The organism is Candidatus Tisiphia endosymbiont of Ditula angustiorana (assembly GCF_964026425.1).
In the GTDB taxonomy this organism is placed as follows: Bacteria; Pseudomonadota; Alphaproteobacteria; order Rickettsiales; family Rickettsiaceae; genus Tisiphia.
On record NZ_OZ032143.1, the window covers coordinates 1,927,633 to 1,949,985 of the forward strand.

Sequence of the window (22,353 nt, forward strand, 5' to 3'; positions counted from 1 at the left end):
TATTATCATGATTTAATCTATACTGGCACTAATTGTTTATAATTATATCAATAAGGCAGGCGGGAGGTAATAGTATGTTTAATAAAATATTTAAAAAAGCTTCTACAATTAGAAAGCATATTAATGCACCATTGTTAGAGGAACGACTACAATACCTACAATATTTGGATACATTAGGTAGGTCTCGAAGTACTATACAATCAACAGCACAATATCTTTTGAGAATTATTGATTATCTTAACTTAGAAACTAATGATGTAGTTGTTAGCAGAAAGAAGATTGAACTGGCTGCAAATGTTTGGGCTTGCTATCAATATAATCACCCTCAAAAAAAAGTGGCTTTTTCAAAATATGGAAAGGAACGTTTTATTTGGTATGCAACAGATTGGCTCAGAAAGTTAAATCGTTTAGAACTGCTACCCGAAGAAACAATTCCTCTATTTAATAAAATATTTGAACGGCACAATGCTTTGCAACATCACGCAAGTATGCCGTTAGTAGAGGAACGTTTACGATACTTACAATACTGGGATGATAATGGAGCAGTAAAAAGTAGCCTGCGAAATATTGCCCAGTATCTGTTAGTCATTATAAACTATCTCAGTTTTTATGAACTAAGAACAGTGTCATTAATCGAAATTGAGAAAGTTGCAGAAGAATGGGCAAAAGATAGTAGAAACTCTAAAAGAAAAGGCAATTATTCAAAATTTGCAAAAGCACGGTTTATTCTCTTTGCTTCAAACTGGTTTAAAATGCTTGGTTGTCTTAAACAAGAACCCAAGTTTCCTTTCCCCTTTGAAGAATACTTAAATCTTTATATTGTTTACATGCGTTATGAACAAGGACTATCTGAAAATACGATTAAAAATAGATTTTACCAACTTCAAGATTTTCTTATAAAGATTAACGAAAAAAGGAAAAATTTGATACAACTTACACCATCCATTATAGATGAAGCTTTAACAATAAAATATAATGTAAACGGTTATTCTAGACGAAGTATTCAGTCTTATGCATCAGTGATTCGAAGCTTCTTAAAATATGCTGAGAATCAAGCTTGGTGTCAAAGCGGTATAGCTAATTCAATCAAAATACCACGTGTATACCGGCACGAATCACTACCTTACTCTCCAAGCTGGGATGATGTAAAAAAACTTCTAGCTAGCAGCAAATCTGATCATTCTATTGATATTAGAGATTATGCAATCTTAATGCTGCTTTCTGTATATGGTATGAGATGTAGTGAAGTTATTAATTTACAGTTAGAAGATCTTGATTGGGAGAATGAGCTACTTTATTTAAGACGAGCAAAGCGATCAAAACCACAAATCTTTCCTCTCTCCAAAATTGTGGGGAGTGCAATATTACGTTACTTACAAGAGGTAAGACCGAATAACTGTTTGCTGAGAACAATATTCTTATGCATGCGGTCACCATATCGACCTTTAAAAGCTACAGCTGTTTATCAGCTTGTTAGTAGGAGACTAAAGCCGCTTGATCTAAAAATTAAACATCATGGCCCTCATGCTTTACGCCATGCTTGTGCAACTCATTTAATCAATGAGGGCGTATCACTTAAAGAAATAAGTGATCATCTTGGACATAAGGGATTAGAAACCACACGAATTTATACTAAGGTTGATCTTGTAAATTTGTATAAGGTTGCTGAATTTGATTTAGGAGATTTATTATGAAACTCGAAGAGTCAATAATTTTTTTTGTGTAAGTTCATTTTTTATTTTCCAATAAATCATATTTAAAATCTCCACAAAGTATTTCAAATTGATTTAAAGCTAATGACCAATCTTTTATAGGCATAGTCCATTTTTTAGCCGCATTTTGTAAGGCTAAAAATATTATCTTTTGAATTGATTTATCATCTGGAAATACACCTTTATTTTTAATAATTTTCCTAATTTGACGATTTATAGACTCTATAGTATTCGTGGTATAAATCACCTTTCTAATCTCCTCAGGAAAGGCAAAAAATGGTATTATTCCTGACCAACTACGCTGCCAAATATCAGAAATTACTGGATATTTTTTATCCCATTTTACACTAAATTGTTGCAGTTTTAAACGAGCCATTTCTTCGTTATTTGCCGTGTAAATTTGTTTTAAATCTGATGTTACCTCTTTTAAATCCTTATATGACACGTACTTTACTGAATTGCGTACCATATGCACTATACATAGTTGTACTATAGTAGCAGGAAATATGCTACTGATAGCCTCAATGTCAATAGTGTTTATGGTAAAATCTTGATATATTCTCCTGATAAAATCAGTATCACTATTGGATATCATCAGTTTTACACCTTTGCTAGTTAGTTCCTTGGCAAAATCCCTAAGTCTGATTTGCTCCTTTTCATCAAAGGATAACCTCGTATAAAACCTCTCTCCAGTTTGATGATACGGCGGATCAAGATAAACAAAATCATTTTCCTTAGGTTCGATAAAGGAAAAATCCATAGCGTAAATTAAGGTATCACTTAACAAGCTGCTACATTGCTGTAGTTTCTGATCAATATTAGCAGTACCATATTTTTTAGTAGAAAATGACATATTCAACTTACCATTCTTATTGATACGATAAATACCCTTGAAAGAATATTTGTTTAAATAAAGAAACCTTGCAGTAATGCTAGTTGGATCATTGCTGTTATTATTATTTCTAACTTGATAATAATATTCTTTATTATGATTCTGCCGATGTTGTTCAAATATAGAGTTAATGACATGTGGATTCTTTTTAACAGCATTATAGCTGGTAATTAATTCTAGGTTAATATCCGATAGAAAACACTGATTGAATCTATCCTTGATGGCAAAGAACAAAGCTCCACCACCCAAAAACGGTTCATAGTAATTATTTAACGAGTGAGGAATACGTTCTATCAATTGATCAGTGAGTTTTCTTTTTCCACCAACCCAGTAAAAAAATGGTTGCGGCTTATTTGCGGTAGTAGTCATAATGGTTATTGATTTAGTAAAACTTAATTAACTGAACTAATAAATTGATTAACAATAGCCAGTTTAAAAAATAATTTGTCTATTGTATCATAAATATCACAAGAACACTACAGGAAATGTAGAGCTATTGGTGCAGGGCGATTTAAAAGTCGCAACTAAAGATTAAATATCTGTTGGAGTTATAATCTAATATTAGCTTGGGTTTAGAAGGGAAAGTGATAGAATTGTAGTAAGAATATTTGGTATAAGCTTGAAAAGTTTGGATAATATTTTGCCGTTGTAATGATTATATTGCAAGGATTGTAGCCTGAACGTTAATTATTTCTGGCTAATATGTAGAACGATTAAAAATTTTTAAAAAATTAGATGAAAGTAAAGAAAAATCTAGAATATAATAGATGATAATAGTATAAGTACTCCGTTAAAGATTTTTCAACTATAAATAACGGAGCATTATGAGTATATCTTTATCTCTAGAAAAAGTCAAAGATTTTAGAAAAGCTCGTGGTAAGAGATATAGTGCAGCGAGTGTTATAAAACTTATAGTAGTAGGTTTATTAAGTAATAGAAATAATTTAAAATCTATTTCTAGATTTGCTAAAAGTTTTAGCCCAAAAGAATTGGTAATGTTAGGTTTTAATAGGAATAAAGCACTTTGCTATAGTAATTTAACACTAATTATCCGTAAAATTTCTCCAGAGAGTTTAAGGGAAGTGATATTAGAACTAATCCAATATATATGCCAAGTTAAGAACATAGGTTATGATGTTATTCATATTGATGGAAAAACCCTGTGTGGTAGCAATAGCCATGGGAAAGAAGAGCAAAGGCAAATTTTGACTGGGTTTAGTAGCCAGCTTAAAGCTATTACTGGCTTTATAGAAATAGAAAATAAAAACGAGTATGGTTCTATGCTAGAGTTTTTATCAGAATACGATATTAAGGGAAAAATTGTGACAGCAGATGCATCATTTTGTCATGAAGATATATGTGAAGAAGTTGTTAAACAAGAAGGAGAATTTGCTTTTACTCTGAAAAGTAATGAACCTAATTTGCATTATTATAGCAGCAAAGTTTTTGATGAAATAGCAGAAAAAGGGCAAGAAGTCAGGAGTTTTGAAGAAAATACCGATTTACAACATGGGAGAATAGAGAGAAGAAAAATTGAGGTAATTGATATGCCATTTGAATATCTGAACGGCTTTCGGCACATCAAACAAATATGTAAAATTAGCCGAGAGCGAGATAAGAAAAATAAAACTAATAGCTATGAACAAGAGAATGTGTTTATGATAACAAGTCTCGGAAGCGAGTTTAATCCAAAGAGCTTGCTAAAGTTCAATAAGAATCATTGGTCATGTGAGAATAATTTAAATTGGGTCAAAGATACAGTTTTTGGGGAAGATAAGTCAACTATAAGTATAGGAAAGGCTCCCTTGGTAATGTCATTACTCCGGACAATAACTATTTCTGTAATAACTTTATTTTCAAACAAAATTACTGAAACCAGAGAAAATTTTAATAATTATAGACACAAACTATTTAAGGTTATGACAACTTAAAGTTGCGACTTTTAAATCGCCCTGCTATTGGTGGTCTATGATAAATAGCTAAGTTAGTTAGTTAACTAGCCACTTACTTAACTAATTATTTCGCCCCTAAATAATAGTAATAATTTCATTCTATGTCTCTATTTTACCGCTGATCTATAGGATTTTATAAAAAATTTCCAAACCAATAAAAATTCGCTGGACTCTGTTAATTGATGAGAGTAATGATGGTGTGGTGACCCACGTAGTGTGGTGTTAAGCACCGAGGTTAGAGTAAGGTTGCAAACTTTCAATTCTAACCTCAGTGTCTACTTTCCGAAACCCAAAAAATAGGAGTTAATTCTATGTCGAGTGATATTGAAAATCAACAAAAAAACAACAATGAAACAAATAATATCAATAATGATATTTCTCTTGAACTAGCTAAGAAAAAACTAAAATTAGCTAATTTTATCCACCGAGACTTTGTAAAAGATGTAGCTCTTAACATAAAAGATCCATCTACTGGAATTTTTGAACATAGCGTAGCACAGTCCTCAGCAGAAAATGATCCCCTTAAGAAGCAATCTATTAATGATATTACCGATTGTGCTGCGGAGTTAATGGATTATTCTCAGGAGATAATAGTAGATTTTATCGATTACCACTCAAGTTTAATGGATAGTACAAATACAGTACTAGTACCTAAAATCTTTAAAAAATTCAATCCTAGAAAGTTAGTAAACAGGATTATTACTAAACTAACTCCTACCGCCAACTATAAAGGCATACAGCTTGTCAGTAGTTTCTACAGAGATATTACACCTATTATCACTGGTGATAGTTATCGGATTGAGGCAATATTAATGCAATTGGTTAGTAATGCTCTTAAATTTACTAACAAAGGTGGTGTTTTTGTCTTAACCAGCCATGCCCCAAGAATCCTAGAATCCCAAAATGACGATAATGAAGAAACTACGGAAGAAAAAGAAAGCGAGGAAGCGATTTTACAATTCATTGTTCATGATACAGGAATTGGTATGTCTCTAGACAAACAACAATATCTTTATGAGCAATTAAACAAAACTTACGCTATGAGAAAAAAAATGGTAAATTATGTTGAGTATAATTTACAAATGCCAAGAGGATAAAATTGCAAGCAATACCAGTTAATAGGACAGATTACTGTCAATTTCTAATAGTGAGTCAAAAGAATTATAGTTTGACCTACTATGCTGAACATGCCAAAAAATGTAGCCATGATGTTATTAATAGATTTTTAAAAAATGAAAAATATACACCTTCTTTGTTATGGGAACATATTAAGGATGATGTTATTTTATCGCCTAACGGATATACAATATTTGATGATACGGTGTTAAATAAAAGAAATACCAAGAAAATAGAAATTGCTAGATCACAGTACAGTGGGGCTACAGGTGGTATTACTACTGGTATAGGAGTAGTAAGTTTGGTATATTATAATCCGGATATTAATAAGTTTTGGGTAATAGATTACCGAATTTTTTCGCCCGAACATGATGGAGCGACAAAAGTAGAACACCTATTAAATATGTTAAATAATGCTGTGTATAGCAAAAAGATTCCTTTTCAAACTGTGCTTTTTGACACATGGTATGCTACGCATAAAATTATGCAACATGTTGATTCCTTGGGTAAATATTATTATGCTCCTATTAAAGCAAATAGAAACGTTACTAAAACTTCCTCTTCTAAGCCTTATAAAGCTGTTAGCAAGTTAACGTTTTCAGATGAGGAAATTAAGAGCGGAGTGGAGATTCATATAAAGGGCTTTGCAAAAGATAAGCATGTTAATTTGTTTAAACTTACTGTTTCTACCAACAGAGTTGATTATATTGTTACCAATCTCAGTACAGGACAAAGAGATTAACAAGGTGATAATCGGAGTAAAGATGGTATTATTGGCTTAATAAATTTTGTTATAACTTCCATCCATTTTTCCATCATTTCTGCAATATTCAAAAATATTCTCTGCAAGTAATCTAAGCCATACCTGAATAAGGATATAGACTTTCTACCATGTTTTTTAAGCTTTATAGGTTTGATAGAATTTTGCCATTGACCCACAACATAAGCAAAAGTAAATGCTATAGCAAGTAAACCAAGCAATTTACTAATTCTATCTAAATGTATTATATGGGTATTTTCAAAATTGAAGCCCCGCGTCTTAAGGCAAGCAAAAAGGTTTTCTATTTCCCATCTTTTTTTATATATATTTAGTGCTATATTAGGGTTATCATTGGTAGCTATGATTACTAATTCTCCTTGAGCATTACGCAATGCTGCTACAGATACTTTAGGTCCTTTATAATTCTTACCCAAATATCTTTTTCCTTTAAACAACATATATTCACCATTCTGTAACTTCTTAATTAAATGATTAGCAGTAACTAACTCATCTTCTGCTCTACCAATGGTAAGATTGGCTTTGATTCTAATATAAAATGGTATCATTTTATCGGCTAAAAACTTTAGCCATAAATCACCTATAAACTCCCGATCCCCAAGCAATGCTGACATCTTCTCTATGCCAAATATAGTAATAAACCTTTCCATTAATTGCTGACGTTCAACGTTATTAGAAGTTCCTGCTTTTGGCAACATATCCCACATAATTGGTATAGCAATGCCTTTATGGCAAATAGATAATACTAAAATATTGATGTCAAGCTTACCAAATTTCCAATTTGTCCGATCCAGCACTAGTAACCATTGTTCAGCATCAATTCCAGCCAACCTAACCAGTAACTTGGCTAAGGACGTATATGATAATTCACATTTGGCAAAAAATCTCTGTAATTTCTTATAGCGTGATTCTTGCTTATCTCCTTTTATCGTTAAGGCAAGCTGTGTAAGATTTACATCTCTCACTTGCAATAATCCTAATATTATTTGTTCTATTAATTTTATGCTTGCAAAACTATTAAAAAAGTAGTCTCCTATTAATTGTGATAACGCTGTAATCATTCTCTTGCCTCTTAAGTCTTCAATAACCTAAGTAATAGAGCTTTGGCTACGCGTTATCTACTTATTTTCTTCTCTCCTTAATCTCTTTGTCCTGTACTGAGGTTACCAATAACAAAACTCAAAAATCTTCTAAAGCCGTACAAGATGAGTGTGGCTTTCGTTGGGTAATTGAGAGCATGCATAGAGAAATCAAGCAACTTACCGGTATAGAACGATGCCAATGCAGAAAACAACGCATCCAGCGTAATCACATTAGTTGTGCATTTTTAGTGTGGGCTTTTCTAAAAAGAACTGCACACAAAATAGGTAAGACGGTTTATCAAATAAAGTTAGGGCTTTTAGATCATTATATGCAACAGCAGTTACGTTCACCCTCTTTACGCTATTTAGAACCTTACATAGCGTAAGTTTTGTAGAATTTATAGCATATAAATATCTAAATGATAAAAGAGATCAGTTATGTTATTGGCGTACGAAAGAAGGTTACGAGGTTGATTTTATCGTACAGGATAATGCATTTGAAGTTAAAATTTCCTCTTCTATACAAAAAAATCATTTAAAAGGACTTTTAGAATTTGCAAAAGAGCATAATTTTAAATTACATGTTATTAGCTTAGAAAAAACAAAACGTGTAATCGTATTAGACAATAAAGAAATTACTATTTGACCTATAAGAGAGTTTCTAGATATGTTATGGGGAAATAATATATGGACGTGAACTAATTTCTGGCAATAATATTTCTCTCTTACCAGTATGGTTAGGAGGAGATATTACCCCATTTTGTTCCATTTTTTCAACAAGAGTAGCTGCTCTATTATAGCCAATTCGTAAACATCTTTGTATATAGCTAATTGATACTTTTCGTTCTAATTGTACGATTTGTACTGCTCTTTTATATAAAGTTTCATCACTGCTTGAATCATCTCCTAGACTTTCGCCATTTACTTCATCATCATCTAATTGTTGGGTCACTGCTGAAATATATTCAGGCATTCCCGTGGACCTTAAATATTGGGTAACCTTCTCCACTTCTTTATCATCAACAAATGGACCATGAACCCTAGTAATCTTTGAAGAATTACCCATATAAAGCATATCTCCCATACCTAGTAACTGCTCAGACCCTTGTTCACCAAGAATAGTTCTACTATCAATCTTAGAAGTTACTTTAAAACTGATACGACTTGGGAAATTAGCTTTGATTACCCCAGTAATAACATCAACAGAAGGTCTTTGAGTTGCCATGATAATATGAATACCTGCTGCTCTTGCCATTTGAGCTAGACGCTGTATTGACAATTCAATGTCTTTGCCAGCTACCAACATTAAATCAGCCATTTCATCAACAATTACTACAATGAATGGTAATTTTTCCATATTCATTTCAATTGTTTCATAGATAGGCTTACCAGTTTCCGGATCAAATCCTGTTTGAATAGTACGCTCTAATATTTTACCGCTTGATGCAGCTTCTGAAATTTTAGCATTATAACCTGCTATATTTCTTACCCCAATATTTGACATTGCCCTATAACGATTTTCCATCTCCTTTACCGCCCATTTAAGGGCTACCACTGCTTTGCTTGGCTCAGTAACCACTGGAGTTAGAAGATGTGGTATGCCATCATAGGTAGATAATTCAAGCATTTTGGGATCGATCATTATTAAACGGCATTCCTCTGGGGTATAGCGGTACAGTAGGGAAATTATCATAGCGTTAATTGCCACTGATTTACCGGAACCTGTCGTACCAGCAACTAACAGATGTGGCATTTTTGCTAAATCTGCAACAAAAGGTTTGCCAGCTAGATCCTTTCCTAAAATCAATGGTAGCATAATACTGTTATCTTGATATTCCAATGTTTCGATTAATTCTCTTAGACAAAAGAATGCTCGTTGTTTATTTGGTAATTCAATACCTAAAACGTTTCTACCCGGTATTACGGCTATCCTAGTTGATATTGCCGATAAAGATCTAGCAATGTCATCTGATAAACCTATAATCCTAGAAGATTTAGTACCTGCAGCTGGTTCAAATTCATATAACGTTACCACTGGACCTTGGCTAATATTAATGACCTGACCTTTTACACCAAAATCCCCAAGAACAGTTAACAGTGTTTGGGCATTATGTTGTAGTTCTGATAAAGTCTCTGCTTTTATATTGGGATCACTAGCTTGTTTTAATAATTCGATAGGAGGCAAGTATGGTAGTTCGCTATTTTCTTTTTTGAATGGAGATTGTTGTTTTAAAAAATGGGATTGTATGTCATTATTTTTTTCTTGTAATGCATCTATTTTATGAGCATATGCTGCTTCTTCTTGATTAATAAAAGGTATCTTTTTTATCAAAACTTGTTTTGTTGACTTGGTATTTGTCGATATTGTAGGTAAAAGTATAAATTTTTTATAAGGTACTAGTTTGAATAATTTAATTATAGCGGTCCAGAAAACTGAAAATTTTATTTCAGTCAATAAAAATAATAAAATAAATGTAGTAATAATTAAAGCATAATCGGCTCTACTATCCAGTTGCTTGATTATTGGATAAATAATAGTACCTGTTGTCCCACCTGCACCTGCCGGTAAATAATTAATTTTTATATTAGTGCAGACTATCGATAATGATATAATTGACAGCAGCATCACAATTATCCTGACGGTAGCCCATTTCTTCTTTAAACGCCATACACTCAGAGACCAAAAAATACAACAAATTGGCAAAATAAAGGACGCTATACCAAAAAACTGGTAAAAAAGATCTGCCAAATAAGCACCGAAATGACCTAATAAATTGCTAGGATATTTGTCTGTGACAGAATTAAAGGAAGGATCATTTGGATTATAAGTCACTAGTAATAGAGCAGTAGAACAGCCCACCAACATTAATAAAGCAGACTGCATTCTATTATTAGTAAAAATCCTGTTTATGTAATATAGCACAAAAGTTGCCTAAAAAAATGAACCACTTTGGTCGTTGCCTAAGATCCTCAAAGAACCTGTATGTAAGGTGGAATCCATATATCTGTATAATAGATTCAGACAGGGACGGTTTCCTAATAATAAAAATTATAGTCCCGGGGCAATACGTTAAGCTCACGAACCAAGCAGCCCATTACCTTTCAAACATTGATGTTGTCGTACACGGGATTATATAATATCACTTTCCAATCTTTCTCGCAAGGTCTTCTAAATATCCTGCTATAGTACTTAACGTTTCTGCAAATTTTTCTTCTTCGGGAGGTATATTAGCACCATCAATTTTAGCAATTTTGTTAGTCAAGTTTTGTACTTGTTCCTGTAAACTCAATGCAGACATAACTAATAATAATTCAAATGATGCTGATGGGTTAACTTTTTTTATCTGAGCAATATTTTCATTTAATTTGGCTGCAAGATTGCATAATTCTTCTTCTGCTCCTTCACTACATGCGAGTTGGAAAGTTTTGCTACCAAGTAGTATTGTTACTATAGACATCTTTATGTATTTTTATGTTTTATTGCTTCAAGTTCAGCAACATATACAGCTATTTGCTCAAGTATTTTTGTATAATTATCCCTGAGCTGTTTATTTTCATCCTTCAGTTTATTGATTTCTTCATGCTGCCTAGCGATATTTGACAAGAGACCTTCAAGACCTTGGTCCACTTCTTGCATTAACTTAAGTAATAAATCATTAGTTATTTTCATTCAGATGATAATATTAAGTGATAAATTATTGGAATTATTATTAATATTAAAACAGAAATAATAATTAGTTGTTTCTTCCATTTATGGTCCAATATCATTAGATCTGACCTATTTCTGAGGTCAATATCTTTTGAAGATTCCTGCTTGTCTTTCTCACTGAGATTTAAAACTATTCCTAAATAGTTTGAATATAATTTAAGATAACCCTTTACATAAACTTCCGCTGGCATCGAACTAAAATCCTCCTCTTCAAGAGCTACCAAATATTGCTTCCTAATCTTCAAACAGCTAGATATTTCTTCAAGCGTTTTACCAGATTCTATTCTCGCTTGTTTTAGGGATGACGACATAACGCATTACTCAAGTTTACGCAAAAAAGTTTCAAATTTCTTGTTTGCTAAAATTAAAATATTTAAGTCAATAGTTTCTTGCAATCTAATTCCTTTTACAAAATCTAAAAAAATACATGCGGAATTTATATTATTATCAATCCATAAATCTAAATCAATATTTAATTTAGAGTTGTTAATTATTTTAGTCAATAATTGTCTTTGTTTATCATATAAGTCATCTTTTAATGATTGAATTGATAATCTGCTCCAATAGGAATCGTTTAGTTGTTTATCACAAGATTTACGAAGCCAATCAATACTAAATTTATTACCAGTAGTGAAATATAAATTAGCAACATCATTATTTTTAGCTTTTGTCTTTTTTGCAATATATATTATATCAAAGACAGACACTAGGCTGTCAAGAGTCGCAATCCTGTGAGCTATTTCATCTGTCACTCCTGATAAAGTATATTGCTTAACTTTATTATCGAATTTGTTTTTTGCTTCTCCTAAAAGAAGATTACCAACCACTTTACTAAGCATTCTAGCTGGTTCATAAAATTCATCAATGGTATTGCTAATATTGATAGGATGTTTTATATGTTTTAGAAACCAAGAGATACCCCTACACATAATTTTAGCAAGCTCAGTGAACATGTCAATTTTAACTTTATGATCTATATTACTTGCTAGAGATTCTACTATAGCCCATAGATTATCTAAATCAAAAATTTCACAGATAATAGTATACGAACGAACTATATCACAAAGAGCAGTCTGAGTTTCACGTTTTATAAGATTAAGTGATGGTCCGCCTAGTTGATTGACAATTTTATTTGTTACAACGGTTCGAATAATTTCATGCTTAAGCGGATGAGCTAAAATTTCCTCACGGAATTTTTCTTGCATTAGTTTTGGAAAATAATTAATCAGATAAGATTCAAAATACTTATCTTTTGAAAATGTTGCTGTTATTAAATCATGATAGACTGAGCGTTTACTATAAGAAAGTAATACACAAAGCTCGGGGCGGGTCATAATTTCCTTATTAATTGCCCTTTTACTAAGTTCTTCCTGAGTTGGTAAGAACTCAACAGTTCTATTAATTAATTTTTCTTCTTCTAAAGTATCAATAAATTGGCTAAATACTCCGATAGTTGAAGTACTAGATAATTGCATTATATCAAGTGCCTGATTTTGTTTATAGTTATCAACTAGGACCAGTTCTTCGACGTGTTTTGTCATAATAAATAAGAACTTATTACGTTCTTCTAAACTAATCTTCTTAGAGGACATAGCCTGATTAAGAGCAATTTTGATATTTACCTCATGATCCGAACAATCAACGCCAGCTGAATTATCAATGAAATCAGTATTTATTCTTCCGCCTAGCTTGCTATACTCTATTCTACCTTGTTGTGATACGCCAATATTTCCACCTTCTCCTATTACTTTAGCTCTGATATCTTTACCATTGACTCTAAGATTATCATTTGCCTTATCGCCTATCTCTAGGTGATTTTCCGTTGAAGCTTTTATATAGGTTCCTATACCGCCATTCCAAAGCAAATCAACTTTTGCTTGTAGGATAGCTCTAATCAGATCTTCAGGAGATAATTCGTTAATGTCTATCTTTAGCAATAACTTGGCTTCTAGGGATAATGAGATAGACTTACTGCTTCTCTCAAAAACTCTGCCACCTTTTGAAATTAATAGTTGATTATAGTCAGACCAATTTGATGTAGGTAAATTGAATAGTCGTATACGTTCATTGAAACTAATAATTGGATCAGGTTGTGGATCAATAAATATATGTTTATGATTAAATGCTGCAACAAGTTTTATGGTATTGGATCTAAGCATGCCATTACCAAAAACATCCCCAGACATATCGCCAATACCAACAACAGTAATAGGGTCTTTTTTTACATCAATACCCATAGCATGGAAATGGCTTGCTACAGAAATCCAAGCTCCCTTTGAGGTAATAGCCATTTTTTTATGATCATAACCTACTGATCCACCGGAAGCAAAAGCGTCACCTAACCAGAAATTATATTCAGCCGACACACTATTTGCATAATCCGAGAAGCTTGCTGTACCTTTATCGGCTGCAACTACTAGATATGGATCTTCTTGGTCGTAGATAACAGTATTTTTTGGTTGAATAACTTTGCCGTCAATTATATTGTCAGTGATATCAAGTAATCCACGGAGAAAATTTTTATAACACTGTACCACTCTTGCCATATATTCTTGGCGAGTCATATTATCATCGGTGAAATTAACGAAAAATCCACCTTTTGAGCCAACAGGTACAATAACTGAATTTTTGGTCATTTGGGCTTTCATTAGTCCTAATACTTCTACTCTATAATCCTCACCTCTATCAGACCATCTAATACCTCCACGAGCGACGATGCCCCCTCGTAAATGGATAGCTTCAAAATCATTAGCATAAACAAATATTTCGGCAAATGGTACTGGCAAAGGCAAGTGAGGAACTTTCTGCGAGTCAATTTTAAAAGAAAAATAATTTTTACTGACTGTACTATGCTTGTTAGTTGCATTTTTCAAGTCATTAGAGCTGGGCTGATAACAGTTAGTTCTTACAATAGCTTCAATAATATCAAACATCTGTCTTAGAACCTTGTCCTCACTACTGCTAGTAATTGTATTAAGATAGTTAAAGATACTATCTTTTATAGTTTTTGAACGTGCATCTGAGAAATTTGCTGGATTAAATTTAGTATCAAACAAATCAACTAACATTTTAGTATATAAAAAATGCTTTATTAAGGTCAACTGAACATAACCCTTACCATAAATAAAGCCAGTTTGATGTAAATATCTAGTTAATGCTTTAACCAACTTAACTTGCCACCAATTAAAGCCCGATAATACTATTAATTTGCTTAAAGAATCATTAGCTAAAAGTCCAAGATATATCTTATCTAGAGCCTCTTCTACGTTTGCTTTAAGTAAATCAATATCACTTTCAATAGTTATCAATGCTTCGAGAGTAAACTCATATATCCAACTTTCTTCAATATCTCCCGCTCTTTTTATGGCAAAGCTTTGTTCATCTATAGCTTTGAATCCTAAATTTTCTATAGATGGTAGTAAGTTTGAAAGAGCTAATTTAGGCGTCGGGCTGTAAATTTTTAGCTGGAACTCTTTATTATTTATAGCAATTAAATTAAATATAGGCTTGTGATAAATACTAGCCTCTTTTAAATACTCAATATCTATTAAAGCTGTTTGTCCATTAAATTTTTCTCTATAATCGATAGGAAAAATTGGATCAAAAAGCTTAAAATTTACTCCCCCTTGGTATTCACCAAATTTTTTACATAACTTTTGGTAAAAATCCTCACTCCAACGAGAGGAGAGTTTATCTAATTCTTGCTCTATTAGTTCAACATCAAAATCAATATTCTTTTTACCTTGTACCTCCAACGTAACAAATAAATATGAAAAATTTTCTACCACTTCTGCAGTATAATCTGAAAGTATTAGACCACTAAGTATATTTGATAAATAATAATTTATGCTACTATGTACTTCTAGTGTCAAACGATCTCTTGGTAGAAATATTATGATATTAATAAACGAACCAGACCAATCTTGTTGAATAAATAATTTAAGTTTTCTACTCGTTATCCCTGAGAGTACGTGTAAACACATACAGTATAAATCACCTTCATCAATCTGTATCAAAGCTTCTTTAGGCAGAGATTGAATTATATTTTTAAGCTTTTTGGTATTATATCCACCAATCGGGAAAGCAGATTTATCTACAACAAATTTTAGTTTTTGTCTCAGTATAGGAATATCAGTAACTAATTGATAATACATTGCAGAGCTATATAAGCCAAAAATTATACTACCTGAGTGATATTTTTTATCCTGATCAATTTTCTTAATTAAAATATAATCTACTAAGTTACTTCTATGTACCTTTGATAAGATATTAATTTTACCTAAAATAATTAGTTTATTTTCATGTAATGAATTTGCTGAGCGTTCGATAATATCAAGAACCTCACCACTATCTTGCCATATCTTTTTAACACCATCTTCCAATGAAAAATTTTTAGAAGTTAGATCAAAGTTAATCATACCTAGAAAAGTAAAATTATCATCTTTTAACCAATCTAAGAAATTTGTAGATTCATGATAATCTAAATGATTGTCATTATATAATTGCTGATTATTTTGGATATCGTTTGAAATTAACGTCACTCTGTTTAAGATTTTAGACCATACATTATAAGTAGTGTCTACCTGATCTAGAACTTCATTTAAAGCCATTTCCAAAGAGCTAATATCTTTTTGATCAAAACTCCCTAGAATAGTGATATGGACTAAAGATTCCTCTCTATCTTTCTTTATATCCAATATTTCTTGTAAGTGACCATCATTGTTCCTTACACAAGCTATAATAGGATGGAGTAAAAATTTAGCTTTTAAATTTAGGCTTGTTAATAAACAAATGATCGAATCAACTATAAATGATTTGTCATCATTCAGTAGCAGAATATTAATTGCAGGATCATTTTCAATTACTGTACTGACAATCTGCAACTTTCTTTTATCAGGCTGTTTTTCTTGAAAGAACTGAAAGGCATTATTTGTAAACTCAGCAAATAATTCTTGTCTATCTCTAAATCTATAGTCTACAGGGGTATAAACTAGGAATTTCTGTACAAACTTACTATAAAGAGGGGTGTTATAAAGTGGATTCCCACTTTTTGCTGTACTCAGTGATAAAATTTCTGATTTATAATTAGGCACTTGACAAGTAAGCTTACTTAAAGCTAAAGATGTCTTTTCTATTGTCATAGTTGTTACCAAACTTTATAATTGTTTCAATAGATTACTAAGTAGGCAACAAGTGTTTAAATAGTTTAAATTAGGAATAATATCACAGCATACTCGATGTCATTCCCGCACAGGTAGCGGAATCTAAAAATGTTTAAGTACCTAGTTCTTTAGACCCCCGCCTTCGCGGGGGTGACATCTTTGTGCAGAATTTAAGTTGTTTAATCCTTGCCTACTTGGTATTGATTATAATTAAATAAATTACTTAAGCAAGAGGATCACTACTGTCGTGGAAACTATTTTTGCTCAAAGCTCTAAACCAGGAAAAGCTGGTGTTGCAGTCTTTCGTATCTCTGGACCTAAAAGCCTATTTGCCTTAAAACACCTGCTTAAGAATAATAATATAGAGTTTGTTCCGAGAATTATGTACTGTAAAAAGCTCATAAATCCTAAAAATCAAGAATTAATTGATGATGCAGTTGTAGCATATTTTCAAGCTCCAGCCAGTTTCACTGGAGAAGATGTAGTGGAGATATACACACATGGCAGCATAGCAATTGCCGTAATGCTCAGTGAAGCATTGTTAACCATAGATGGTTTAAGGATTGCAGAGCCTGGGGAATTCACCCGTAGGGCGTTTTTAAATGGCAAATTTGATTTAACTGCTGCAGAAGGTATTGCCGATTTAATTGAAGCTGAAACTGTTTGGCAGCATAGGCAGGCGGTTAAGCAAGTTGGTGGAGAGCTTGAAGAACTTTATAATGGATGGAGACAAACTTTACTTACCATTATTGGCTTACTTGAAGCTTATATCGATTTCCCTGATGAAGATATTCCACAAGAAATATTAAATAGGGTTATGACTATTAGTGCTGGTCTTAAATATGCTATAATAAAACACCTTAACGATAATAGACGAGGGGAGTTACTACGAACTGGAATTAAATTGACTATTTTAGGAACTCCTAATGTTGGTAAATCTAGTTTACTTAATTTTTTGATGCAAAGAGATGTTGCTATTGTATCAAACATTGAAGGCACAACTCGTGATATAATTGAGGGACATCTAGATATAGGGGGATACCCAATTATATTACAAGATACGGCTGGTATAAGGTCTAGTAATGATATAATAGAGCTAGAAGGTATCAAACGTGCAATTGAGTCAGCAAAAATGGCTGATATCAAAATAATTATGCTTGATGCTATAAAGTTAAGCAACTCCCCCTTATATTTTGAGGAGATGGCTGATATTATAGATTTAATAGATGATAATACCATAATGCTGGTCAATAAAATTGATCTTTTGGATAAAAGTTTGGGGCATTGTCATCCCGCTTCAGTGCGGGATCTAGATTCCCGCCTACGCAGGAATGACATTGAAGGAAGCAGGGATGACACCGGAGAAATCGGGAATGACATTATGGAAGATAGATTGCTGCTATTAAACAAAAATTATTTAAAGATCTCTATAAAAGAAAAAATAGGACTGGATATTTTATTAAAAGAAATCGAAAATATTGCCCATAATATAGCAGGTTTAACTGAATCGCCGCATATTACTAGACAACGTCAACGAGCGTGTATAGAAAAAGCGTTGGAATATTTAGAAAATTTTAATATTGAAAATGACTTAGTGCTAGCCACAGAAGATGTTAGAATGGCTATCAGAAGTTTAAGTAATGTTACTGGTAAAATTAGTGTTGAAGAAGTGTTAGGAGAGATATTTAGTAATTTTTGTATAGGTAAATGATCAATGATTCAGAAAAAAGCACAAGAAGTATTAGAGCTAATAGATAAATGGCAAAAATATCTGAAATTACAAAAGAATTGTTCAGAACATACCATAATTTCTTATAAGAATGATTTAGAACATTTTCTGAATTTTATGGCTCACTATAATTCTGAAATCATAACCATTACTTCTATAAGGCAAGTTGACATAAGATTAGTACGGAGCTGGCTTTCTAAAAGGCAACAAGATAATTACCTAACAGCTTCTAATTCTAGAAGTTTGTCTGCTATAAAGAATTTTTATAAATATCTAGAGAAGACTGCTAATATCACTTGCCATGCAATTTTTTCCGTCAAAAACCCTAGGAAAGCTAAAATATTACCGAAATCTTTATCGCAGTCAGATGCTCAATTATCCATTGAACATATTGATGATTTTGCTGATTTAGAATGGGTGGAGTTAAGAAATAAAGCCCTTTTAGTGCTTATTTATGCTGCTGGGCTTAGAATATCCGAAGCATTATCTATGACTACATCTCATTTACAAAACTTAGATTTTATAAAAATAACAGGGAAGGGCAGAAAAGAACGGATAATACCATGGACGCCAGTTGCTAGAGATTTAATAGAACAATATTTGAGTAAATTACCTTATAGTATAGATGAAAAAGATCCGATATTTCGAGGTAAAATGGGTAAGAAATTACAAGCTCCAGTATTTAATCGTGAACTGATAAAATTACGCCGCTTCTATGGATTATCAGAACATTTATCAGCTCATTCCTTTAGACATAGTTTTGCCACGCACTTGCTTGAGAATGGAGCAGAGTTAAGGTCTATTCAGGAATTACTTGGTCATAAAAGTTTGTCAACTACCCAGCGTTATACTAAAATTAGTCTAAAACATTTGGAAAATATTTATAATAATGCTCACCCAATATCAAAATCTAATGGGAAACTATTATAATCTTCTTGCCATGCTTTTTAATTATAGGTTATATTATCCCATGTTTGAATATGAGAAGCCTGTATGTCTAAAATTGTTTTATTAAAAGGGTATAAACCTTCCAATGATGAAGAATATATGAATCCTCAACAGTTAGAATATTTTAGACAAAAACTCCTTGAGTGGAAAAGTTCTTTACTAGAGGAATCACGAGAAACCTTAGCCCATCTCAAGGAAGAAAATTGGAATGAGCCGGATTTAAATGATCGTGCGTCAATTGAAACGGATACAGCAATTGAACTCAGGACAAGAGATAGGTATCGTAAGCTTCTTGATAAAATCGAAGAAGCTTTGGTAAGGATAGAAAAAAATGAATATGGTTATTGTGAAGAAACTGGAGAGCCAATTGGCTTAAAACGTCTAGAAGCAAGACCAGTTGCAACTTTGTGTATTGAAGCACAAGAGCGACATGAGAATTATGAGAAACAACATATAGATATTTAACCTCAAGTATTGATGTAATAAATTAATAGTAGGCTCAAGTAATCATTGCCATTAGGGGTGATGTTACCGCCATTATGTCATCCCAGTGCCTTCGGATGTCACCCCTGCGTAGGCAGGGGTCTAAAAGAATAGCATAGATAGGTATGTTATATAGTTTTAGATCCCGCACCGAAGCAGGGGTGACATCGTGGCTATTAAACGGATGTCTTACATCAAACTGAGGTTATTTACGTAATAGTTAAATAGGTACATATATGGCATATACAGAGAAAACAAAAAATAAACTAATTATTTTTTTTGATAGATATATGATATTTGCTGGTACAATGGGACAATATTTGTTTTATACTCAGGCCTATAAAATTTTTACTACTAAGAGTGCAGATGACTTATCTCTTGATGGTTTTCTTGTGATAATTATTGTTATTTTGAGTTGGTTAATTTATGGTATAATCCACCATAACATTACAATCATTGTTGCTCAAATAGTTGGATTAGTAGGAATGATAATGGTGGTGATTGGTATATTACTTTATGCTTCTTGAACTCGGTCTTGGAATAAATTAAGGACGACAAACAATTGAACCAAAAGCTATCTGACATAAGTTTTAAATAATACTTGTAATCAAAATTATATTCGATATAACGGTATAAATTTATAAAAAAATTAGATAATAATTATGTCAAAACATACAGAAAAAATAAGTAAAGTATTTTATATAGAGGTTGATTCGGCCATTAAAGAAGAGATAAAAGAATCAAAACCACAAATGAAGATTACTATGAATGGTCAAGAAATGACTTTAGAGGAATTTAATCAGATCTACGGGGTTAAAAGAACTGAAGAAGATAAGCAAAAAGATCAGGAAAATGAGATTGCTACAGAAGAATATCTTCTTAAAGTACAATCTAAAAATGATACCCTAAAACTAATATATCAAGAGCAAGGGATACCTTTTGTTTCTTATATTACAGATACTAATCATTTTTTTTTAGAAAAATATCAAGAAGAAATTAAATCATTAAATTCAGATAATAATTTACTTCTTATTATTGATATACACGGATCAGTTACTACAGAAAATGATATTGAAACACTAGGGTTAGCTTTAAATAGTATAGATGACAAAACCCCTGTAAGAAAAATTATTCCAACAGATCTCTCACCAAATATAGTGTTTATTTCTTGTCATGATGGCAGTATTTATAGTGCATCATATGAAAATATTTTTAGTTCAACTTCTCGTGTAATAACTTTATCTAAAAGAAATGAACCAACAAAATCAGATCCTAGAGCTGTTGCTGAATTATTCAGAGATGCAACAACTATGGAAGAAATATTAAAAATTTATTATTAACAGAGGAGAAATACATCTGTTCTTCAGCTGGAATAGGTTTTGGTTCAAAATATCATATAATTTTTGACAAAAAGGCTCTCAATGTACAAGTAATTGAGAATAGTACCGGTGAAATAAAAGAGACTTTTGTCCAAAACCCAAATAAAAATTGGTTTGATATATTAAATGATTATCATAATAATCATGCTCATGAGAACATGGAATCAAATATTTTAGGACAGACCTCTGATTCTCCAATGGATACTTAATGATTTTTGTTTTAAACATAAATAATTCTTGAGCTCTATAATTATCTTTCTTGTAAATTTTATTACAATAGGGAATGGTAAGGGCAGTTTACAATTTACAGTTATTGGTACACAAAAGCTATTTTACTCTTGACTATTTGCTAGCTTACTTTTATTATGACCAGCAGTTTATTTTATAAATAATACAAAAAGGTCTGATAGTTGTGGCTAAAAAAAATAAGAATGTTTTGGTAAGACTTGTTAGTACAGCTGGTACAGGGTATTTTTTGGTAAAGAAACGCAACCCTAAAACTCAAACTGAGAAGTTATCATTTAAGAAGTATGATCCTGTAGTCAGGAAGCACGTTCCTTTTAAAGAAGAAAAGATTAAATAGTGAAATAGAGGTATATGGCAACAAAAATTCGTTTGGCAAGAGGTGGGGCAAAGAAGCGTCCTCATTATAGAGTGGTTGTAGCCAATGCAACAGCTCCTAGGGATGGTGATTTTTTGGAGAAAGTAGGTACTTATAACCCAATGCTTGTCAGAGGTGATGCAAATCGTGTGGTTTTAAAGTCTGATCGTATAGAATATTGGTTAAGTACGGGTGCTCAGCCTACAGATCGTGTTGCTAGGTTTATTGAAGAAGCTGGTATATTACTCCCGGCATCAATCAAAAAGAAAATGGAAGTTAAAATTAAGAATCGTAAAATAAAACCTCCTAAGAAAGAGTCAAAAAAAGCTTAAGGTGAATAAAAACATGTTCCCCCGTGGGGGGCATGTCATTCGAGCTGTGGCAGGAATCTAAAACACCCAAATCGATGTCATTCCTGCGTAGGCATTGCCCGCGTGGATCAAAAAGCCAACGTAAGTAATGATACTTACAGGGCAAAGAGTATGTCATCCCTGCGAAAGCAGGGATCTAAAGAAATAGCCTAGAAGACTATTAGAGATTATAGATCCCTGCTTACGCAGGGATGACATACTAATGAGCCGTGCAGACCACTTAAATTGATACCCATGTGTGCAAGCAGGAATGTCATTGAATGGTTTTTTACTCGATCCTGAAGTAAATTCAAATAATATATTTGTTTTACAATGACTTCTTTTAGAGCTTTTTCTTATTTGCCGGATTAGCTCAGTGGTAGAGCAACCGCCTTGTAAGCGGTAGGTCGTCAGTTCAAATCCGACATCCGGCACCAGCTATTTTATAACTATGTTTTCA

The 22,353-nt window shown here is 32.3% G+C and carries 19 protein-coding genes, 1 tRNA gene, 1 other RNA gene and 1 pseudogene; 14 read left to right on the top strand and 8 right to left on the bottom strand.

The features are described 5' to 3' along the window. Positions 1-74 precede the first annotated feature (74 nt). Positions 75-1,694 carry a site-specific integrase gene (locus tag AAGD29_RS09265; RefSeq protein ID WP_341757914.1) on the top strand — a complete coding sequence of 540 codons (1,620 nt, stop codon included), beginning with the start codon at positions 75-77 and terminating at the stop codon, positions 1,692-1,694. Positions 1,695-1,728: 34 nt separating this feature from the next. Here the strand turns inward: AAGD29_RS09265 and AAGD29_RS10395 are convergent, their stop codons facing one another. Continuing rightward, complete coding sequence (locus AAGD29_RS10395) at positions 1,729-2,976, bottom strand: Dam family site-specific DNA-(adenine-N6)-methyltransferase (RefSeq protein ID WP_410521209.1); 1,248 nt, start codon at positions 2,974-2,976, stop codon at positions 1,729-1,731. 452 nt (positions 2,977-3,428) lie between these two features. On the opposite strand from AAGD29_RS10395, the gene AAGD29_RS09280 reads away from it, so the two are divergent. The 3 genes from AAGD29_RS09280 (at position 3,429) to AAGD29_RS09290 (ending at position 6,414) form a co-directional block, all read left to right on the top strand. Continuing rightward, positions 3,429-4,535 (top strand): ISAs1 family transposase, encoded by a 1,107-nt coding sequence (locus tag AAGD29_RS09280; RefSeq protein ID WP_341757404.1) that lies wholly within the window; start codon positions 3,429-3,431, stop codon positions 4,533-4,535. Between the two features lie 332 nt (positions 4,536-4,867). Next, on the top strand, positions 4,868-5,653 hold the full coding sequence (locus AAGD29_RS09285; protein ID WP_341757915.1) for a hypothetical protein: 786 nt from the start codon (positions 4,868-4,870) through the stop codon (positions 5,651-5,653). A 2-nt stretch (positions 5,654-5,655) separates the two neighbouring features. After that, positions 5,656-6,414, top strand: a complete 759-nt coding sequence (locus tag AAGD29_RS09290) for a transposase (RefSeq protein WP_341757916.1) — start codon at positions 5,656-5,658, stop codon at positions 6,412-6,414. Here the strand turns inward: AAGD29_RS09290 and AAGD29_RS09295 are convergent. Next, positions 6,411-7,511, bottom strand: coding sequence for an IS4 family transposase (locus tag AAGD29_RS09295; protein WP_341757405.1), 1,101 nt, complete (start codon positions 7,509-7,511; stop codon positions 6,411-6,413). The two genes, AAGD29_RS09290 and AAGD29_RS09295, sit on opposite strands and share 4 nt — an antisense overlap. Positions 7,512-7,672: 161 nt before the next feature. Between AAGD29_RS09295 and AAGD29_RS10400 the strand changes: the two are divergent. Both AAGD29_RS10400 and AAGD29_RS10405 read left to right on the top strand, forming a co-directional pair. Beyond that, positions 7,673-7,772: pseudogene (locus tag AAGD29_RS10400) on the top strand (IS701 family transposase); the annotation flags it as partial. 160 nt (positions 7,773-7,932) lie between these two features. After that, positions 7,933-8,178 (top strand): hypothetical protein, encoded by a 246-nt coding sequence (locus AAGD29_RS10405; protein WP_410521210.1) that lies wholly within the window; start codon positions 7,933-7,935, stop codon positions 8,176-8,178. Positions 8,179-8,202: 24 nt separating this feature from the next. On the opposite strand, the gene AAGD29_RS09305 is transcribed toward AAGD29_RS10405, so the two are convergent. The 6 genes from AAGD29_RS09305 to AAGD29_RS09330 form a co-directional block, all read right to left on the bottom strand. Continuing rightward, a complete protein-coding gene (locus AAGD29_RS09305) occupies positions 8,203-10,455 on the bottom strand; it encodes a DNA translocase FtsK (RefSeq protein ID WP_341757918.1) in 2,253 nt (750 codons plus the stop codon). Between the two features lie 15 nt (positions 10,456-10,470). Then, a non-coding RNA gene (ssrS, locus tag AAGD29_RS09310) (6S RNA) lies at positions 10,471-10,629 on the bottom strand. A 43-nt stretch (positions 10,630-10,672) separates the two neighbouring features. Then, entirely contained in the window at positions 10,673-10,990 is a 318-nt protein-coding gene (locus AAGD29_RS09315) for a cell division protein ZapA (protein WP_341757919.1), read from the bottom strand. Between the two features lie 2 nt (positions 10,991-10,992). After that, a complete protein-coding gene (locus tag AAGD29_RS09320; protein ID WP_341757920.1) occupies positions 10,993-11,202 on the bottom strand; it encodes a hypothetical protein in 210 nt (69 codons plus the stop codon). Next, positions 11,199-11,552 carry a helix-turn-helix domain-containing protein gene (locus AAGD29_RS09325; RefSeq protein WP_341757921.1) on the bottom strand — a complete coding sequence of 118 codons (354 nt, stop codon included), beginning with the start codon at positions 11,550-11,552 and terminating at the stop codon, positions 11,199-11,201. Before AAGD29_RS09325 ends, AAGD29_RS09320 begins: the two co-directional genes overlap by 4 nt. A 6-nt stretch (positions 11,553-11,558) precedes the next feature. Beyond that, complete coding sequence (locus AAGD29_RS09330) at positions 11,559-16,382, bottom strand: NAD-glutamate dehydrogenase (RefSeq protein ID WP_341757922.1); 4,824 nt, start codon at positions 16,380-16,382, stop codon at positions 11,559-11,561. A 268-nt stretch (positions 16,383-16,650) separates the two neighbouring features. On the opposite strand from AAGD29_RS09330, the gene mnmE reads away from it, so the two are divergent. The 8 genes from mnmE to AAGD29_RS09370 all read left to right on the top strand — a co-directional run bounded on the left by mnmE (position 16,651) and on the right by AAGD29_RS09370 (position 22,330). Then, positions 16,651-18,114, top strand: a complete 1,464-nt coding sequence (gene mnmE, locus AAGD29_RS09335) for a tRNA uridine-5-carboxymethylaminomethyl(34) synthesis GTPase MnmE (protein WP_341757923.1) — start codon at positions 16,651-16,653, stop codon at positions 18,112-18,114. 3 nt (positions 18,115-18,117) lie between these two features. Further along, positions 18,118-19,062, top strand: coding sequence for a tyrosine recombinase XerC (locus tag AAGD29_RS09340; RefSeq protein ID WP_341757924.1), 945 nt, complete (start codon positions 18,118-18,120; stop codon positions 19,060-19,062). Positions 19,063-19,125: 63 nt separating this feature from the next. Then, complete coding sequence (gene dksA / locus AAGD29_RS09345; protein ID WP_341757925.1) at positions 19,126-19,545, top strand: RNA polymerase-binding protein DksA; 420 nt, start codon at positions 19,126-19,128, stop codon at positions 19,543-19,545. A 254-nt stretch (positions 19,546-19,799) separates the two neighbouring features. Next, on the top strand, positions 19,800-20,090 hold the full coding sequence (locus AAGD29_RS09350; protein WP_341757926.1) for a SemiSWEET family sugar transporter: 291 nt from the start codon (positions 19,800-19,802) through the stop codon (positions 20,088-20,090). Positions 20,091-20,225: 135 nt separating this feature from the next. Next, positions 20,226-20,903: a hypothetical protein gene (locus AAGD29_RS09355; protein ID WP_341757927.1), complete on the top strand. Its 678-nt coding sequence runs from the start codon at positions 20,226-20,228 to the stop codon at positions 20,901-20,903. Positions 20,904-21,354: 451 nt separating this feature from the next. Beyond that, entirely contained in the window at positions 21,355-21,525 is a 171-nt protein-coding gene (rpmG, locus tag AAGD29_RS09360) for a 50S ribosomal protein L33 (RefSeq protein WP_341747615.1), read from the top strand. 14 nt (positions 21,526-21,539) lie between these two features. Beyond that, complete coding sequence (gene rpsP / locus AAGD29_RS09365) at positions 21,540-21,875, top strand: 30S ribosomal protein S16 (RefSeq protein WP_341757928.1); 336 nt, start codon at positions 21,540-21,542, stop codon at positions 21,873-21,875. A gap of 380 nt (positions 21,876-22,255) precedes the next feature. Further along, positions 22,256-22,330, top strand: a tRNA-Thr gene (locus AAGD29_RS09370). Positions 22,331-22,353: the final 23 nt, after the last annotated feature.

Coding starts and splice junctions, on each gene's coding strand:
- AAGD29_RS09265 (WP_341757914.1), top strand. CDS start 75: ATGTTTAATAAAATATTTAAAAAAGCTTCTACAATTAGAAAGCATATT.
- AAGD29_RS09280 (WP_341757404.1), top strand. CDS start 3,429: ATGAGTATATCTTTATCTCTAGAAAAAGTCAAAGATTTTAGAAAAGCT.
- AAGD29_RS09285 (WP_341757915.1), top strand. CDS start 4,868: ATGTCGAGTGATATTGAAAATCAACAAAAAAACAACAATGAAACAAAT.
- AAGD29_RS09295 (WP_341757405.1), bottom strand. CDS start 7,511: ATGATTACAGCGTTATCACAATTAATAGGAGACTACTTTTTTAATAGT.
- AAGD29_RS09315 (WP_341757919.1), bottom strand. CDS start 10,990: ATGTCTATAGTAACAATACTACTTGGTAGCAAAACTTTCCAACTCGCA.
- AAGD29_RS09320 (WP_341757920.1), bottom strand. CDS start 11,202: ATGAAAATAACTAATGATTTATTACTTAAGTTAATGCAAGAAGTGGAC.
- AAGD29_RS09325 (WP_341757921.1), bottom strand. CDS start 11,552: ATGTCGTCATCCCTAAAACAAGCGAGAATAGAATCTGGTAAAACGCTT.
- AAGD29_RS09330 (WP_341757922.1), bottom strand. CDS start 16,382: ATGACAATAGAAAAGACATCTTTAGCTTTAAGTAAGCTTACTTGTCAA.
- AAGD29_RS09340 (WP_341757924.1), top strand. CDS start 18,118: ATGATTCAGAAAAAAGCACAAGAAGTATTAGAGCTAATAGATAAATGG.
- dksA (WP_341757925.1), top strand. CDS start 19,126: ATGTCTAAAATTGTTTTATTAAAAGGGTATAAACCTTCCAATGATGAA.
- AAGD29_RS09350 (WP_341757926.1), top strand. CDS start 19,800: ATGGCATATACAGAGAAAACAAAAAATAAACTAATTATTTTTTTTGAT.
- AAGD29_RS09355 (WP_341757927.1), top strand. CDS start 20,226: ATGTCAAAACATACAGAAAAAATAAGTAAAGTATTTTATATAGAGGTT.
- rpsP (WP_341757928.1), top strand. CDS start 21,540: ATGGCAACAAAAATTCGTTTGGCAAGAGGTGGGGCAAAGAAGCGTCCT.